This is a genomic window from Fundidesulfovibrio magnetotacticus (genome assembly GCF_013019105.1).
GTDB lineage: Bacteria > Desulfobacterota > Desulfovibrionia > Desulfovibrionales > Desulfovibrionaceae > Fundidesulfovibrio > Fundidesulfovibrio magnetotacticus.
Genome location: NZ_BLTE01000008.1, coordinates 146,138 through 162,538, shown reverse-complemented (window position 1 = coordinate 162,538; position 16,401 = coordinate 146,138). Strand labels below are relative to the sequence as shown.

The following is a 16,401-nucleotide window of genomic DNA, read 5'->3' as shown; positions in this document are numbered from 1 at the left end:
TACCCCCTAGCCCTTGAGGTCCGCCGGGGCGTCCGTCTCGATGGAGCGGAAGTCCCGGTAGACGGCGATGATGATGGAGAGCGCGATGGCCGCCTCGGCCGCCGCGATGGCCATGACGAAGAGCGCCACGATCTGGCCGGTGGTCTGGTCCGGGGCCACGAAGCGGCCGAAGGCCATGAAGTTCACGCTCGCCCCGCAGAGGATCAGCTCCGAGGAGATGAGCATGCCGATGAAGGTGCGGCGCAGGGCCATGCCGTAGAGCCCGAAGGCGAAGAGCAGGGCGCCCAGGACCAGGTAGGTCTCCAGGTGCTGGCTCAGGCCAAGGAGGTTCATTGCCTGTCCCTCCCCCGGCGCGCCAGAACCAGCGAGCCGAGCATGGCCACGAGCAGGACCACGGAGATCAGCTCGAAGCTCATGGAGTAGGTGGTGAGTAGCGACACGCCCACGCGCTCAAGGGTTCCTGGCGCGGGCTGGGCCGGTTGCTGATGCCATTGCGCGGTGGAGGCCGCGAAGAGCAGCGCCGCCGCGACGCCCGCGCTGCACACGGCCCCCGTGAGCGTGAGGAGTTTGCCCTTTGGCGACTCCGAGGCGGCCTCGGAGGTGTCGGCCAGCATCACGGCGAAGACGATGGTCACGCACACGGCCCCGATGTAGATGAGCACCTGCATGAAGGCCACGAACGGGCTGGAGAGGAAGTAGTAGAGCCCGGCCACCCCCAGGAAGCTGAGGGCCAGGCCCGCGACGGCGCGCACCAGCCTGCGCGCGCCCACCGCCACGCCCGCGCCGAAGAGCGCGGCCAGGGCGAACACCAGGAAGAGAACGCCCGCGAGGGCGTCCTGCGCGGAGCCGGGGGTGGTCATGGGCGCTCCTCCAGACGCTTGATGAGGTCGAAGCGGCAGTCGTTCTCGTCGAAGGCGGCGAGGTTGTAGTCCTTGGAGAACATGAGGGCCTCGGTGGGGCAGGCCTCCACGCAGAGGCCGCAGAGGCTGCACTTGGTGAAGTCGAGTTCGTAGCGGGTGAGGGACTTCTGCTTCTGGCCCTCGCGCTTCTCGCCGTCCAGGGAGATGCAGCCCGAGGGGCAGGCCTTCTGGCAGGCGTTGCAGACGATGCATTTGTTGGTTCCGGTGCGTTCGTCGAACACCAGGTCGATGTGTCCCCGGTAGCGCGGGGTCATGGGCACGGCCTCGTGGGGGTACTGGAGCGTGACCACGGGCTGGAAAAAGTACCGGATGGTGATGGCCATGCCTGCCAGGAGGCTCCACAGGCCGAGGGCGATGTCCCTGAAGTAGGCGTTCATGGCTACCACACCTTGAGAAGGGCGCTTGTGAGGATCAGGTTGGCGAAGGACAAGGGGATGAGCACCTGCCAGGAGAGGTTGAGCAGTCCGTAGAAGGTGGTGCGCGGGAAGGTCCAGCGGATCCAGATCACCGTGAAGATGATCGCGTAGAGCTTGATGAGGAACCAGTGCAGCCCCGGGAAGAGCCCGAAGGGGCAGCCCCACCCGCCCAGGAAGAGCACGGTGGCCAGGCTCGCGCCCACCACGATGTTGGCGTACTCGCCCATGAAGAACACGCCGAAGCCCATGCCCGGATATTCGGTGAAGGCCCCGGCGATCAGCTCGGATTCGGCCTCGGCCATGTCGAAGGGGGCGCGGTTGGTCTCGGCCAGCATGCAGGTGAAGAAGATCAGGAAGGCCACGGGCATGAGCGGGCTGGCCGAGAGGCGCAGCACGTTCCAGTGCCAGAAGCCCCCGGCCTGGGCAGCGGCCACCTCATGAAGGTTGAGCGTTCCCGTGATCATCACCACCGTGACCACCACCACGAGCATGGGGATCTCGTAGGCCACGTTCTGGGAGACCACGCGCGCCGCCGAGATCACGGCGTACTTGTTGCGCGAGCCCCACGCGCCCAGCAAAAGCCCCAGCACGTTCACCGAGGCGAAGGCGAACACGGCCAGCAGGCCCAGGTCCAGGTTTCTGGCGGCCAGGCTGTCGGAGTATGGGATGGTCACGAAGCTCATGACGGCCGGGGTCATCACCAGCACCGGGGCCACGCGGAAGAGGAAGCGGTCTGCCCCTTCGGGCACCAGGAGCTGCTTGCTCATGAGCTTGAGGCCGTCGGCCACGGGCTGGAAGAGGCCGTAGGGTCCCACTTCCTTGGGGCCGATGCGGCGCTGGATGTGTCCGGCCTCCTTGCGCTCCAGCCAGACCAGGTAGGCGGCGTTGAACGCTATGAAGCCGATGAAGCCCAGCAGGTAGGCGCCCAGGCGCAACAGTTCCGGATCAGGCATGGTCATGGCGCGTCCTCATGCTCAGCGGTCGATGTCCGGGATCACAAGGTCCAGGCTGCCCATCAGTGCCAGGGCGTCGGGCAGGAGCATGCCCCGGCAGGCCTCGCCGAAGACCAGCAGGTTGGAGAAGCAGGGCGTGCGCAGCTTGAGCCGCCAGGGCGTGCCGGAGCCGTCGCTCACGGCGCGGAAGGAGAGCAGCCCCCGGGCGGTCTCCACGGCGTGCACGTAGTCGCCCTTGGGCGGCTTCACCGACTTGGGGACCTTGGGGGCCATCACCGGGCCTTCCGGGAGGCCGTCCAGCGCCTGTTCGATGATGCGCAGGCTTTCGATGATCTCGTCCATGCGCACCATGTAGCGGGCCATGGAGTCGGCCTCGTGGTAGACGGGCACGTCGAAATCGAAGCGGTCGTAAACGGAGTAGGGCTCGTGGCGGCGCACGTCGTAGGCCAGCCCCGCGCCCCGGGCCACGGGGCCGGTGGCCCCGTACTTGCGGCACATCTCGGCGTCCACGAAGCCGATGTCCTTCAGCCGCTTCACCAGGATGATGTTCTTGGTGACCAGGGCGTGGTACATGGGCATGCGTTCGCGCATGCGCGCCACGAAGGCGCGCGCGCCGGGCACGAAGTTCTCGTCCACGTCGTTGTAGAGGCCGCCGAAGCGGAAATAGCAGTAGGTGAGGCGCGAGCCCGTGGCGGTTTCCAGGAGGTCGAGGATCTGCTCGCGGTCGTCGAAGGCGTAGAGCAGGGGGGAGAAGCCGCCCAGGTCCAGCACGAAGGCCCCGAACCAGAGCAGGTGGCTGGAAATGCGGTTCAACTCCGTCATGATCACCCGGAGGTATTCGGCGCGCTCGGGGACTTCGATGCCCAGGGCGCGTTCCACCAGGCAGCAGTGGTTCAGGTTGTAGGCCAGGGCGTGCAGGTAGTCCATGCGCCCGGTGTTGGGGAGAAACTGGGCCCAGGTGCGGTTTTCGCCCATCTTCTCGTGCATGCGGTGGATGTAGCCCAGCACGGGCTCTGCCTCGACGATGTACTCCCCGTCCATGACGAGCTTCACGCGCAGCACGCCGTGGGTGGCGGGGTGCTGCGGCCCCAGGTTCAGGACGAAGCGCTCGTCGCCGGGGCTCTGGGCAAGTTGGTTCATGCGCCGTAATCCTTGCGAAGCGGGTGGTAGTCGGCGTCCTCGGGCAGGAGCAGGGGGATCAGGTAGCCGTGTCCGGCGAAGCGGATGCCGAAGAAATCGTGTGTTTCGCGCTCATGCCAGTGGGCCACGGGGTAGAGGTGCTGGATGGTGGGCACTTCCGGGTGCGAGCGGGGCACGCGCACGCGCAGGGCCACGCGGTGCAGGCCCTGGCGGCAGCCGTCGCCCTTTGTCGGGTAGCGGTTGAAGTCGTAGACGGCCTCCATGGAGTCCTCCAGCACGGGGATCTCCGGTTCGGGGGCCGCCTGGGGCTCGGGTTCCGGCTCGGGCGCGGGCGGGGGCGTCTCTCCGGCGGCCAGAGCGGCCTCCACGGCGGCGTCGTGGGCCTCCTTGGCCGCTTTCGCCTTCTCGGCGGCGGCCTTGGCCTTCGCCTTGGCCTTGGCCTCGCGCGCGGCCAGGACCTCCTTGCGCAGGGCCTCCTGCTCGCCCAGCCAGTCGATGCCGGTGACGGTCTCCAGGAAGTAGCCCGCGCAGTCCATGATCTCCACGGCCTCCACCAGGGTTTCCGGGGCCAGGGCCGCCTCCAGATGGACTCCCTGTCGGGCGTGGTCCTTCACCGTGAGTTTCGCGCCGGGCAGCGCGGCGAGGCGTTGTTCGAGCTGGGCGGTGTCCATGTCAGGCGCTCTCCTGCTCGGGGGCCTGGGGGGCGGCGGTCTTCCAGGCCGATTCGGGGGTGACGCGGGGCCAGCGGCGCGTGCCGGTGAGCTTCTCCTCCAGCTTGAGGATGCCCTCGATGAGGGCCTCGGGCCGGGGCGGGCAGCCGGGGATCACCACGTCCACGGGGAAGAGCTTGGAGGCCCCCTCCACCACGGCGTACTGGCCCTTGAACACGAAGGGGCCGCCGGAGATGGCGCAGTTGCCCATGGCGATCACCCACTTGGGCTCGGGCATCTGGTCGTAGAGGGTCTGCACGGCGGGGGCCATCTTGCGGTTGATGGTGCCCGAGACGATCATCACGTCGCTCTGGCGCGGCGAGGGCCGGAAGACCTCGGCCCCGAAGCGCGCCAGGTCGAACCGGGAGGCCCCCGTGGCCATCATCTCGATGGCGCAGCAGGCCAGGCCGAAGGTCATGGGCCACAGCGAGTTGGCCCGGCAGAGGTCCAGCAGCCGGTCGAGCCGGGAGAATTGGACTACCGATTGGAGAACGTCTTGCGTTGCCACCGGAACACTCCCTTTTTCCATGCGTAGACGATGACCAGCGAGAGGATGCCCACGAAGAGGAACATTTCGACGAAGGCCTGCAGATCGCCCACGAGTCCGGGTTTGTTGTAGACCAGGGCCACGGGGAAGAGGAACAGCACGTCCACCGCGAAGGCCACGAACATGAGGGCGTAGAGATAGTACACCGCGCCGAAGCGTATCCAGGCGTCACCAATGGGCGGAATGCCGCATTCCACCAGCTGGAGCGTGCGGCCCACGGTGTTGCGCGTGGAACGCGGCGCCAGCAGATGGGCCACCACGAACGGCCCCAACGCGAAGCCGACGCCTCCAAGGAAGAAGGCTGCGATGTAGAGAAGGTCCAGGGTTTCCTGTTGCGTCACGGCGCATCGCTCCTTTGCTGCATTCCGTTGCGGAGGTTGAGCCCTGCAAACGGATCTTCATAAGCCAGAGCAGGATTCAGGCAACACGATTCCACGCGGCAATAACACTCTTGCCGGTCCGGTTCGCTTTCAAACGCCTTACAATCCGTGATCGAGATATGGGCAAGCGTCCGCCGGGTGCGTCGCATGAGAGAGCGCGGCAATGTCCGGCGCAGGGGCGCTTCGTCTTCTCAGCAGGAATTAAATGGAACCATGCACCAGGACCATGGGTTATGCAACAAGAATTTCGCATTTTTTCACAACCTTCCGTTTTGACACACCCCCCGGACAGACTGAAACAGTGACGTGCGTCGAGGCGGGCGAGGAGCGAAAGCCGTCCTGGCGAAGGCCCGAAGGTTGCTTCGGAAGGCCTCGCTCCAGGGCGTGCTGGCGCGGGCTGTGTTGGGATGATCCAATGGGCGTGACGCGGAAGGGCTGAGAAAAATCGCTTCGGCAGGCTTGGCCGAGGGGCGCGCGGGAGCGTGCCGGGGGGGGGCTCGCCGGGACGCGGGCACTGCAAAGCGGGCTCCCCGTGCGCGCGGGGAGGCGTGCGCACGCGAAGATCCGCTCGCGGTCGACTCCGGGAGCCGACGGGGCGCGTCAGGCGCGTCGCGCCGCGCCCTCCACCAGGTCGGCGGCGAAGAGGGCCACGTCGGCGCGTCCGGACGTGAAGGCCCGGGCCAGTTCCCGTCCCGTTGCCGGGTCGGCGAAGCGCTCCAGCTGGGCGCGGAGCAGGGCGGGCAGGTCGTCCTGGCCGGGCAGGCCCGCGTCCAGGAGTCCGGCGCGGGCCAGCTCGAAGATGTAGAAGGGGCGCGAGGGGTTCATGTAGAGCGCGGGCACGCCCAGGATGCAGGCCTCCGAGGCGGTGGTGGCCCCTTCCGTGACCACGTGGCGCGCGAAGGCCAGGATGTGGTGGAAGTCCTCGGGCGCGATGGCCGGGGCCAGGGGGCGCAGTTCTTCGGGCGGGTTGCCCTCGGGCACCACGAGCACGCGGCCGCGCCCCTGCAGCAGGCGCACGAGTTCGAGCTTGGTCTCCAGGCTGGCCGTGCGGGCCGTGAGGTCGTGCCCGGCCTCCCAGGAGGAGAAGCGCACCACCGCGTAGCCCGCGCCGGGGTCGAGCCCGTAGCGGGCGGGCGCGGCCGGATCGGGCGCGAAGCGCGCCGGGTGCATGTAGGAGAGTTCGTGCAGGCCCGGGTAGCGCACCTGTTTGGAGCCCAGGTCGCGCGGGTAGCCCTGGGGCGTGGCGATCACGCTGGCCAGGGGGTGGCTCACACGGTTCTCCAGGCCAGCGGTGTCCGTGTCGTCGAAGACCACGCAGGGCCGCCCCGCCAGCCGGGCGGCCGGGGCGGTGAGCGCGCCGCCGATGGCCGCGCATGCGTCCACCCTCTCCCGAACGAGCAGCGGCACCAGGGCCAGGGTGCGCCGGGCCAGCTCCAGGGCCAGCCCCGCCGCGCCGGGACGCCTGCGCCCGATCACCAGGGCCGTGTCGCCCTGGGCGGCCAGGAGCCGGGCCACGATGGGCATGTCCCGGGAGGTGTAGAGCACGCGGTGGCCGCGTTCCCGCCAGATGGCTGCGGGGTTCCTGAAAAAATGCACGTGGCCGGGATGGCCCAGGTCCACCAGGATGTTCATGGGGCGCTCACTTTGGGCGTCGCCGTGCCCGGCGCATCGCCACGGACGCGGGGCCGGTCCGGGATGTTCGTGGGGTGTTCCCCAAGGGCGTCTCGGGTAGGCGGCCGGGCGCGGCCGGGTTGGCGGTCACGGCGCGAAGATCCCGCGCCAGGCGGCCAGCTGGCAGGTCTTCCAGGCGGCCTCGGCCCCGGCCGGTGGCCGGGCGGCGGGGTCGATCACGCCGGGGAAGAGGCGGCGGACATCCTCGAAGCTGCGCGCCGTGAGGGCGCGCCAGCCGGGCTCGGCCATCCACTGTTCGGCCGGGGTGGCGAAGCCCAGCTTGTCCTTGCGGCCCAGGATCTCCGGGATGGTGTAGCGGCCCAAGGCGCGCTTCTGAAGGAGCTTGGTCTCGCCCCGGTCGATTTTCAGCTCCTCGGGCAGGCCCAGGCAGTATTCCACCAGACGGTAGTCCAGGTAGGGCACGCGGGCCTCCAGGGAGAAGGCCATGGAGTTGCGGTCCTCCATGCGCAGGAGGTGTTCGAGCTTGAAGCGGAAGTGGGCGCAGAGGCTCTCGTTGAGGCCTTTGACCGCGAAGAATTCCCGGTAGATGCGGCTCTTCTCGATGTGGGCTTCGAAGAAGCCCCGGTCCACCAGGGGGCTGGCCTTGTGGAGGAGGGCCTTGCGCACGGGGCCGGGCAGGGCCTGGAAGGCCAGGGTCTGCACGGCGGAGAGGTGCTGGCGGCGCGTGAGCACGTGCCACAGCTCCCGGGTGAAGCGGCCGAGCTTCAGGCGTCTGAGCAGCCCGTAGAGGTTGAAGCCGTGGAAATACTGGTAGCCCGCGAAACTCTCGTCGCCGCCCTGGCCGTCCAGGAGCACGGTGACGCCGTGCTGGCGGGCCAGGCGCATCACCTCGTACTGGGCGTAAAAGGAGGGGCCGGTGGTGGGCTCGTCGTTGGCCCGCACGAAGTCGTGGAGGTCCGCCAGAGCCTTGGCGCCGGTGGGGAAGGTGCGCAGGCTCGCGAAGGGGAAGCGCCGGTTGAGGGCGTCCACGAAGCCGGTCTCGTCCACGGGGTGGCCTGGGTAGGCGGCGGTGAAGCAGGGGTAGCCCCGGGGTGCTTCCAGGCGCTCGAAGAGCACGCCCGTGAGCACGGAGGAGTCCAGCCCGCCCGAGAGGCACGAGCCCACGGGCACGTCGGAGCGCATCCTGAGCCGCGCCGCCGAGACGAAAAGTTCCTCCACGGCGAGGGCGGCGCGCTTCGGGTCGGTTTCGGTTCCCTTGCCCAGGTAGTCGCGCGGGTCCCACCATGCGTCGGTCCGCAATCCCGAGGCGTCGGCCGTGGCGCGGCAGCCCTTGGGGATGCGCCGGACGGACTCCAGGAAGGTTTCGTCGTGCACGTCGGTGCGGTTGAAGACCAGGAAGTCGAAGAGGGCCTGCTGGTCCACGCTCCGGGAGAGCCCGGGGATTTCCAGGAGGGCCTTGGTCTCGGAGGCGAAGAAGAGCGTTTCGTCCTGGCGGGCGTAGTAGAGGGGTTTGACGCCCATGCGGTCGCGGGCCAGGAAGAGCGAGCTGTCCCGGCTGTCGTAGACGGCGAAGGCGAACATGCCGTTGAGGCGGCGCAGGCAGTCCGGCCCCCAGTGGAGGAAGGCCGCCAGGAGCACCTCGGTGTCGGTGCGGGTGCGGAAGGCCCAGCCAAGTCCGGCAAGCTCCTGGCGCAGTTCGATGTAGTTGAAGATTTCGCCGTTGAAGACCATCTGGTGGCGGCCGTCCGGGGAGACGAAGGGCTGGCGTCCGTCGCGGGAGAGGTCGATGATGGCCAGGCGGCGGTGGCCCAGGGCGCAGACGCCGTCGGAGAACAGGCCCTCGTCGTCGGGGCCGCGATGTCGCATGGCCCGGCCGAAGCGGGCCACCAGGGCTTCGTGCTCCGGGGGCAGCCCGCGGGGATTGAACGCGCCGCTTATGCCGCACATGGTCTTGCCCGGCTCATTCGCCCCTGATCTCCCGCAGCTCCTCTTTCGAGGGGTAGCTCACGAGCACGGCGCGGCGTCTGCCGTGGAAGACGAACATCGCCCCGGCCGCCGCCGCCGAGGCCCCGCCCTCGGCAATGGCCTGCCGGAGGTCCTGGACCGTTCCGGCGCCTCCGGCCGCGATGACGGGGATCTCCACGGCGCGGGCCACGCTCTGGATCAGGGGGATGTCGTAGCCCTGCATGGTGCCGTCGCGGTCCACGCAGTGAACCATGATCTCGCCCGCGCCCGCCTGCTCCATGCGCCGGGCGGTCTCCACGGGGTCCTTGGAGACGGCCTTGGAGCCGCAGCGCGTGCGCACCTCGGGCTTGCCGAACCAGTTCTTCTTCACGTCCAGGCTCACGCACACCGACTGGCAGCCGAAGTCGCGGGCGATGGCGGAGACGAGGTCCGGGTTTTCCAGGGCGTGGGTGTTCAGGCAGACCTTCTCGGCCCCGGCCTCCAGGATGCGCCGGGCGTCCTCGACGCTCCGGATGCCGCCGCCCACGCCGAAGGGCATGAGGCACTGGTCGGCCACCTGCTGCACCAGTTCCAGGGGAGGCAGGCGGTGTTCGCGCGTGGCGTCGATGTCCAGGATGATCAGCTCGTCCACTTCCTTGGCGTCGAAGATTTTCACGGTGTTGATGGGGTCGCCAAGGTAGCGGTGGCCGGAGAAGCGCTCGCCCTTGACGAGGCCGCGCCCGGAGAGCAGCAGCACGGGGATGACGCGCGCGAGGAGCATCAGGCGCACTCCGCGAAGTTCTTGAGCATCTGCAGCCCGTGGTGGTGGCTCTTTTCGGGGTGGAACTGCACGCCGCGCACGTTGCCCTGCTCCACGGCGGCGGCGAAGCGCTGCCCGTAGTCGCACCAGGCGGCCACGTCGGCGGGGCGGTCGGGGAAGACGGCGTAGGAGTGCACGAAGTAGTAGCGCAGGGCGGGGTCGATGTCCGTGAAAAGCACGGAGTCGCCCCGGCGCTCCACCTTGTTCCAGCCGATGTGGGGGATGCGCAGCTTCTCGGGAGTCCGGGAGAAGTCGAAGCGTCGGGTCGCGCCCTGGATGAAGCCCAGGCCCGCTCCTTCGCCCTCCTCGCTGCGTTCGGTGAAGAGCTGCATGCCCAGGCAGATGCCCAGGATGGGCACGCCCCGGGCCAGCACGGCGTGGCGCAGGGCCTCCACCAGGCCGCGCTCGCGCAGGTTCTTCATGCCCGCGCCGAAGGAGCCCACGCCCGGCAGCACGAGCTTGTCGGCCCGGGCCACGTCCTCGGGGGAGTCGCTGATGCGGGCCTCGATCTTGAGCCGGTGGAACTTCATGAGCACCGAGCGCAGGTTGCCGAGTCCGTAGTTGACGATGACCACCATGGCGCGTCCCGGGGCTAGTAGATGTACTTGTAGTACAGGATTTTGGGCACCAGCCCCAGCTTGAAGCCCAGGGTGATGGGCGTCTTCAGGGCGCGCATGTAGGGGTAGAGCGTGGGGTAGTCCTGGAACGAACGGCGCGGCGCGGCCATGATGGCCTCGAAGTCTGCCATGGAGAGGCCCAGTTTCTCCATGGTGTACTCCACGATGTCCATGTTCAGCGGGTAGGGCTCCTCGCGCAGGATGCGCAGGGCCTCGGCGCGCACCATGGTCCCGGAGCGGATGCGCGCGGAGAAGGAGAGCTTGCGCTTGTCGATGCCGAACTTGAAGGGCAGCAGGTAGGACTGGAAGAACTTGGTGTAGAGCGACTCGTGGTGGTGGCCGCCGTAGTCTTCCCAGCCCACCTCGCGGGCGAGGAGTTCCCCGGCCTTCTTCTTGTCGTAGTCGAAGTAGTTGAGCAGCGGGGAGACTTTGATGCGCTTGAGGGCCATGTAGTAGAAGAGCCCGGGCAGGGAGAGCACCGGCACGCTCGTGCGCGACGAGCCCGAAAAGCGCTTGTGCACGCCGCGAATGTAGGAGCCCTCGAAGTAGGTCCACGTCTTGGGGACGATGCCCTCGGTGCGGAAGGAGTGGCCGATGAGGATGTGCTTCACGCCCTCGGCGTCCGCCATCTGGTGGAGCACGGCGTGGATGGCCATGTCCGTGGGGATCTCCGCGTCGGAGACCGAGGCCTTCAGGAAGGATATCTGAAGCTTCTTGAAGTCTTCCCAGTCCACCACGTGGGTGTGCAGGTCCACGTTGAGGCGGCTCACCGAGTTCTCGATGTTGCGTACCGCCACTTCGGAGTTCCAGCCGTTGTCGAAGTGCACGGCCAGGGGGCGCAGGCCCAGCTTCACGGCCTGATAGAGGGTGTAGGTGCTGTCCACGCCGCCGGAGACGCCCACGATGCAGTCGTAATCCTTGCCTTTGCCCTGGGCCTTCACGCGGTCCACCAGCTGCTCCAGGCGGCGCTGGGCCTCTGGCCCGGCGGGGTACTGGCGTTCCATTTCCTCGTGGATGCGGCAGAACTGGCAGACGCCCTCGTCGTCGAAGACGATCTCGGGGATGGTGGTGTCGTAGACGCAGCGGGAACAGACCCTGAGCCCCTCCGGGGCAACCGGAGCGGCGGAGGGCATCGTGACGGCGGCGGGAACGGCGGCGTTCAACGGGACCTCAGCTCGCGGCCTTGCGCACGACGGCGCAGACGATGTCCTGGTCTTCCGGCGTGAGATACGGCCCCATGGGCAGGCTGAGCACCTGGGCGCTGGCCTTCTCGGAGACGGGGAAGTCGCCCGGCTTGTGGCCCAGGCGGGCGAAGGCCGTCTGGAGGTGCAGGGGGCGCGGGTAGTAGACGGCCGTGGGCGCGCCCGCTTCCTTCAGGGCGGCCTGCAGGGCCTCGCGGCGCTCCGTGAGGACGGTGTACTGTGCCCAGGCGCTCCTGTACCCCCCGGGAATGTGGGGGGTGGTCACGCCGGTTCCGGCCAGGGCGGCGTCGTAGCGCGCGGCCGCGGCCTGGCGCAGCTCCACCTCGGCGGGGAAGGCTTCCAGCTTGGCCAGCAGGATGGCGGCCTGGAGGGTGTCCAGCCTGGCGTTCACGCCGATGCGCACGTTGTCGTACTTGTCCGTGCCCGCGCCGTGCACGCGCAGGGACTTGAAGACCTTGGCCAGTTCCGCGTCGTCGGTGAACACGGCCCCGCCGTCGCCGTAGCAGCCCAGGGGCTTGGCCGGGAAGAAGCTGGTGGCCCCCACGAGGGCCAGGGAGCAGGCCTTGCGTCCGTCCAGTTCGCCGCCCAGGCCCTGGGCCGCGTCCTCGATGACGGTCAGGCCGTGGGCCTTGGCCACGGCGTTGAGGCGGGGGTAGTCGGCGGGCAGGCCGAAGAGGTCCACCGCGATGACGGCCTTGGGAACGAGGCCTTCGCGGGCCTTCGCGGGCAGGGGGTGGGCCTTGGCGTCGCCGGCCTTGAGGGCCGTTACGGCGCGCTCCAGGGCGTCGGGGTCGATGTTGAAGGTGCGCGGATCGATGTCCACGAAGACCGGGGTGGCCCCGAGCAGGCTCACCACCTCGGCGGTGGCGATGAAGGTGAAGGGGGTGGTGAACACGGCGTCGCCGGGACCCACGCCCATGGCCATGAGGGGCAGAAGCAGGGCGTCGGTGCCCGAGGCCACGCCCACGCAGGCCTTGGTCCCCGCGTAGGCGGCCAGTTTTTCTTCCAGTTCGGCCACTTCGGGGCCGGAGATGTATTTGCCGTGGGCCAGGACGGCGTCCATGCGCTCGCGGATGCGGGCTTCGAGACGCCGGAACTGTTCCTTGAGGTCGACGAAGGGGATCATGGCGGGAGCTTCCTTTGGGCGCGTGCGGCGCGCGCACATCTAAGCCCGGCGCGCGGCCCGGGTCAAGTGCCGCCGGGGCGGCGGTCCCGCGCGCATTGACACGACGGGGACGATGAGGTCAAAGACCGGCCCATGCGAACCGATCGTGCAGTCCTGGAAGGCCTGTTCCGGCGACCCTGCGTCCACATGTGGCTCCAGGCGGCCCTGGTGGTGGCGGCCGGATCGCTCCTCGCGGCGTTCTCGGAGCGCATCTACGTGAACAACGGCCTGGGCTGGGACGGCGGGGTCTACGCCCATCTGGCCCTGCGCTTCGACGAGTTCCTGGCCACGGGCAAGCCGCCCTATCCGGTGAGCTATTTCCGCTACCTGCCCAGCGCGCTGGTGTTCCTGGTCATGAAGGCCTCGGGCGCGGCCATGACCGTGCCGGGGGTGATCGTCGCGTTCCAGGCGGTGAACATCGCGCTCTACGCCCTGATGGCCCTGGCCTGGAACGGCATTGCCAGCACCCTGGGCATCGGCCCCCGGGGGAGCTGGACGGGCTTCTTGTTCCTCTTCGTCAACTACGCGGTGCTCAAGTTCTCCTTCTACTACCCCACGCTCACGGACTCCCACGGTCTGGCCTACGCCACGTTCATGCTCTGGGCCTACGTGGCCGGTCGACGCTGGACGCTCGTGCTCCTCTCGGCGGCAGGACTCTTCGTCTGGCCCACGCTGCTGCCCGTGGGGGCGTGCCTGGCGTTTTTCCCGCGCAAGGACCTCTCCGGCGGGAAGCCCAGGCCCTGGATCGCCGGCCTGGTCGCGCTGGCGGCGCTGGCCGGTGCGGCGCGTCTCGTGCGCGTTGTCTGGGTCGAAGGCGTTGAGCAGGTGTTTTACACCATGTTGCCGCTCTCGTTCGCGCTCTCGTTCTTGTTTTTGGGCGCGCTGCTCTTCTCGGTGTGGAGCGCGCGGGGGCTCTTCGAGACTTCCCGGTCGCGCCGGGAGATGCTCCTGACGTGCGCGGGCCTGGCCCTGGCGGCGCTGGGGCTGGTTCTCCTGGACAGGCTCGCACCGGAAACCTTCGACACGTTGAGGTGCTACGCCCGGGAAGTTCTTCTGCACGGATCGCGCAGGCCCCTGGAGTTCCTGGTGGCCCACACGCTCTACCTGGGGCCGGTGTGGCTGGTGGCCCTGTGCATGCCTCTACGCGCCGGGGCGGGCGTGGCGCGTCTGGGCTGGGGCATGGCCCTGGCCGTGACGCTCATGGGCTTTCAGGCCATCAATCCGCTCACGCGCCAGTGCATCGTCATCCTGCCCTTCCTGACGCTTCTGGCCGTGCTGGCCCTGGAGGACCTGCGGCCCGGGAAGTGGTTCCTGGCGGGCTTCACCCTCCTGAGCCTGCTCTTCTCCAAGGTGTGGTACCGCATGAACTACAACGTGGACACCTCCGTCTCCGGCGAGGTGAACCCCGTGTTCTGGCCGCGCTTCACCGACAGCACCGGCTACTACATGAAAACCCCCGATTACGCCGTGCAGGGAGCCTTCCTGCTGTTCTGCCTAGCCTTCCTCTTCCTGTATTTCCGGACCGTTCCCCGCGCGCCGGAGGACAAAGCGTCCCAAGGAGGGCATCGTGCGCCCTGACCTGCTCGCCTTCCTGCGCTGCCCCGAGGACGGTTCGACCCTGGACCTCCTGCCCGTGGAATATTCCCAAGACAGGGAGCCCGGCGACGTGGCCTTCGGCCTGCTGCGTTCAGCCGGGGCCAGACGCTTCTATCCCGTGCTGGCGGGCGTGCCGGTGATGCTCCCGGGCAGCGTGCCCCCGGAGCTCCTGGAGCGCGCCTCCCTGGAGGGGGCGGACCGCGAAGCATGCCGGGCCTGCCTGAGCGCCCCGGGCGAGGGCTTCTCCTTCTCGGGCGAGTGGCGCGAATTCTTCGATCGCGGCGTCACGCGCACGTGGGGCTGGCTCACCTCGGAGCGGCTCTCCATGGCCCTCCTGGAGGCCGGCGTGGACGAGGCCTTCTTCCCGGGCAAGACCGTGCTGGACGCCGGATGCGGCCACGGCCTGCTCACTGGGGGCTTCGCCTCCCTGGGCGCGGTGACCGTGGGGCTCGACTACTCCGAATCGCTCTTCGCGGCCGAGGCGCGCAGGCGCTCGCCCGACGTGCACTTCGTGCGCGGCAGCGTGCTGGCCCCGCCCCTGGCCGCCGAGGCCTTCGATCTGGTCTATTCGAGCGGCGTGCTCCACCACACCCCGGACACCCGCGAGGCCTTCCGGCGCATCGCCGCCCTGGCCCGGCCCGGAGGGCTGCTCTACGTCTTCCTCTACCGCTGGACCCTGGAGCCCCTGCCCTTGGCCTACAACGCGGTCACCGAGGCCCTGCGCCTGGTGGTCAGCCGCCTGCCCGAGCGCTGGCAGCGCCGCGCCGTGGGGGCCTTCACGGCCCTGGCGGCCCCGGCCCTCAGGCTGGCGGGAGACTACCAGAAGCGCAGCCGCGACGAGTTCTTCGTGAGCGTCTACGATTCCATCACCCCCCGTCACGCCCGGCGTCACACGCCCACGGAGCTGGCCTGCTGGTTCTTCGAGAACGGCTACGGACCGGCGGCGCTCACCCACTGGGACAACCACAACGGCTTCGGCATGGCCGCCCGGCGCGACCACCAGGAGCGCACCCCGGGGGTCAACTACGGCCAGGAGCGCTCGGGGCGTCGTCGCTGGCGGTAGGGCTCATCCATGACCCAGGCGGACGATCCCAGGCCCGTGGTGGCGCACTTCGTGCGCAAGTCCACCCATTTCCGGGCCAGCTTCATCAAGAACCAGGTTGAGAGCCACCAGCGCTACCGCCCCGTGCTGGCCTTCCGGGAGTTCTCCCGGCGCGCGGACGGCGGCTTCGCCTCCTTCGACCTGGAGGGCTTCCCCTGCCTGGACCTGAGCCCCGGCCACTCCTGGCTGGAGGAGCAGCTCTTCCGGCGTCTCTTCCGCATCGGCCGCCGCGACGTGGACCGCGCCCTGGAGTTCCTGCGCGCCGGCAAGGCCCGCGTGCTGCACTTCCACTACGGCACCGACGCGGGCATGTACGCCCAGGTGATGCGCCGTTCGGGCCTGCCCAGCGTAGCCTCCTTCTACGGCTACGACTGCAGCTCGTTCCCGCGCATGCTCTGGGGCTACGGGGGGCGTTTCCTGCGCGCCACGGTGTTCCGGCACGCCACGCGGGTGCTGGCCATGAGCCGGGACATGGAGCGCCTGCTCCTGGAGGCCGGGTGCCCGCCGGAGAAGATCGTGGTGCACTACTACGGCACCGACGTGGACCGCTTCCTCCTGCCCGAGGACTTCGAGCGTCCCGGGCGCGAGGCCCCGGTGCTGCTCACGGTCTCCTCGCTCCAGCCCTACAAGGGTCACCTCTTCCTGCTGCGGGCCCTGGCGAAGCTCGCGGCCTCGGGCGGTCCGGACTTCCGCCTGCGCATCCTGGGCGACGGCGAACTGGCCGGGGAGATTCGGGACTTCGTGGCGCAAAACGGCCTGGAGGGGCGCGTGACCATGCTGGGCATGCTGGAGTACGCTTCCGGGGCCTTCATGGAGGAGTTCCGCCAGGCCGACGTGCTCTGCCACACCAGCGTGACCGCCCCCGGGAACGTGCAGGAGGGCATCCCCGGCGCGCTCGTCGAGGGCATGGCCTCGGGGCTGCCCGTTGTCTCCACCTATCACGCGGGCATCCCCAGCGTGGTGGAAACGGAGCGGACCGGGCTTCTGGCGCGCGAGTGGGACGTGGACGCCCTGGCCGACGCCCTGGCCCGGGTGCTCTCCTCGGCGGAGCTGAGGCGCTCCCTGGGCCGGGCCGCGCGCCGCCACGCCGTGGAGCATCTGCGGCTCCAGGACCGGGAAAGGCATCTGGAGGCGCTCTACGACCGGCTGCGCGCCGAAGCCGGGGACCCGGACGCGCCGCGCTGACACGCTCTTTCCGCCGTCGGCCCCGCGCCGTGGATCGCCTGCCCGGTGAACCCGGACGCGCCGCGCTGAACC

Annotated in this window: 17 protein-coding genes; 3 read left to right on the top strand and 14 right to left on the bottom strand. The window is 69.0% G+C overall.

Going from position 1 to position 16,401, the window contains the following annotated elements:
* Window positions 1-6: 6 nt before the first annotated feature.
* From nuoK to NNJEOMEG_RS10115, 14 genes are all read right to left on the bottom strand, one after another.
* On the bottom strand, window positions 7-333 hold the full coding sequence (gene nuoK / locus NNJEOMEG_RS10180; RefSeq protein ID WP_173084041.1) for an NADH-quinone oxidoreductase subunit NuoK: 327 nt from the start codon (window positions 331-333) through the stop codon (window positions 7-9).
* Entirely contained in the window at window positions 330-860 is a 531-nt protein-coding gene (locus NNJEOMEG_RS10175) for an NADH-quinone oxidoreductase subunit J family protein (protein ID WP_173084039.1), read from the bottom strand. Before NNJEOMEG_RS10175 ends, nuoK begins: the two co-directional genes overlap by 4 nt.
* The gene (locus tag NNJEOMEG_RS10170; RefSeq protein ID WP_173084036.1) at window positions 857-1,297 is read right to left on the bottom strand and encodes a NuoI/complex I 23 kDa subunit family protein; all 441 of its coding nucleotides are present in this window, start codon (window positions 1,295-1,297) and stop codon (window positions 857-859) included. The genes NNJEOMEG_RS10175 and NNJEOMEG_RS10170 overlap by 4 nt, the downstream gene beginning before the upstream one ends.
* Before the next feature lie 2 nt (window positions 1,298-1,299).
* Entirely contained in the window at window positions 1,300-2,295 is a 996-nt protein-coding gene (gene nuoH, locus NNJEOMEG_RS10165; RefSeq protein WP_217270503.1) for an NADH-quinone oxidoreductase subunit NuoH, read from the bottom strand.
* 15 nt (window positions 2,296-2,310) lie between these two features.
* A complete protein-coding gene (locus NNJEOMEG_RS10160) occupies window positions 2,311-3,429 on the bottom strand; it encodes an NADH-quinone oxidoreductase subunit D (protein ID WP_173084033.1) in 1,119 nt (372 codons plus the stop codon).
* Window positions 3,426-4,100, bottom strand: coding sequence for an NADH-quinone oxidoreductase subunit C (locus NNJEOMEG_RS20675; protein ID WP_173084031.1), 675 nt, complete (start codon window positions 4,098-4,100; stop codon window positions 3,426-3,428). The genes NNJEOMEG_RS10160 and NNJEOMEG_RS20675 overlap by 4 nt, the downstream gene beginning before the upstream one ends.
* A gap of 1 nt (window position 4,101) precedes the next feature.
* On the bottom strand, window positions 4,102-4,647 hold the full coding sequence (locus tag NNJEOMEG_RS10150; RefSeq protein WP_235956923.1) for an NADH-quinone oxidoreductase subunit B: 546 nt from the start codon (window positions 4,645-4,647) through the stop codon (window positions 4,102-4,104).
* On the bottom strand, window positions 4,617-5,027 hold the full coding sequence (locus NNJEOMEG_RS10145; RefSeq protein ID WP_173084027.1) for an NADH-quinone oxidoreductase subunit A: 411 nt from the start codon (window positions 5,025-5,027) through the stop codon (window positions 4,617-4,619). The genes NNJEOMEG_RS10150 and NNJEOMEG_RS10145 overlap by 31 nt, the downstream gene beginning before the upstream one ends.
* A gap of 639 nt (window positions 5,028-5,666) precedes the next feature.
* A complete protein-coding gene (locus tag NNJEOMEG_RS10140) occupies window positions 5,667-6,698 on the bottom strand; it encodes a DUF354 domain-containing protein (RefSeq protein ID WP_173084025.1) in 1,032 nt (343 codons plus the stop codon).
* Window positions 6,699-6,824: 126 nt separating this feature from the next.
* Window positions 6,825-8,645, bottom strand: coding sequence for an asparagine synthase (glutamine-hydrolyzing) (asnB, locus tag NNJEOMEG_RS10135; RefSeq protein ID WP_173084023.1), 1,821 nt, complete (start codon window positions 8,643-8,645; stop codon window positions 6,825-6,827).
* A gap of 13 nt (window positions 8,646-8,658) precedes the next feature.
* The gene (locus NNJEOMEG_RS10130; RefSeq protein ID WP_173084021.1) at window positions 8,659-9,423 is read right to left on the bottom strand and encodes an AglZ/HisF2 family acetamidino modification protein; all 765 of its coding nucleotides are present in this window, start codon (window positions 9,421-9,423) and stop codon (window positions 8,659-8,661) included.
* Window positions 9,423-10,040: an imidazole glycerol phosphate synthase subunit HisH gene (hisH, locus tag NNJEOMEG_RS10125; protein WP_173084019.1), complete on the bottom strand. Its 618-nt coding sequence runs from the start codon at window positions 10,038-10,040 to the stop codon at window positions 9,423-9,425. The genes NNJEOMEG_RS10130 and hisH overlap by 1 nt, the downstream gene beginning before the upstream one ends.
* 14 nt (window positions 10,041-10,054) lie before the next feature.
* Window positions 10,055-11,242 carry an N-acetyl sugar amidotransferase gene (locus tag NNJEOMEG_RS10120; protein ID WP_235956922.1) on the bottom strand — a complete coding sequence of 396 codons (1,188 nt, stop codon included), beginning with the start codon at window positions 11,240-11,242 and terminating at the stop codon, window positions 10,055-10,057.
* Window positions 11,243-11,249: 7 nt separating this feature from the next.
* Complete coding sequence (locus NNJEOMEG_RS10115) at window positions 11,250-12,407, bottom strand: DegT/DnrJ/EryC1/StrS family aminotransferase (protein WP_173084017.1); 1,158 nt, start codon at window positions 12,405-12,407, stop codon at window positions 11,250-11,252.
* A gap of 132 nt (window positions 12,408-12,539) precedes the next feature.
* Between NNJEOMEG_RS10115 and NNJEOMEG_RS10110 the strand changes: the two genes are divergently transcribed.
* From NNJEOMEG_RS10110 to NNJEOMEG_RS10100, 3 genes are read left to right on the top strand one after another with little or no spacing between them, the layout of a single operon-like run.
* Complete coding sequence (locus tag NNJEOMEG_RS10110) at window positions 12,540-14,024, top strand: hypothetical protein (RefSeq protein ID WP_173084016.1); 1,485 nt, start codon at window positions 12,540-12,542, stop codon at window positions 14,022-14,024.
* Window positions 14,014-15,105 carry a methyltransferase domain-containing protein gene (locus NNJEOMEG_RS10105; RefSeq protein WP_173084014.1) on the top strand — a complete coding sequence of 364 codons (1,092 nt, stop codon included), beginning with the start codon at window positions 14,014-14,016 and terminating at the stop codon, window positions 15,103-15,105. The genes NNJEOMEG_RS10110 and NNJEOMEG_RS10105 overlap by 11 nt, the downstream gene beginning before the upstream one ends.
* A 9-nt stretch (window positions 15,106-15,114) precedes the next feature.
* Window positions 15,115-16,329, top strand: a complete 1,215-nt coding sequence (locus NNJEOMEG_RS10100; protein ID WP_173084012.1) for a glycosyltransferase — start codon at window positions 15,115-15,117, stop codon at window positions 16,327-16,329.
* Window positions 16,330-16,401: the final 72 nt, after the last annotated feature.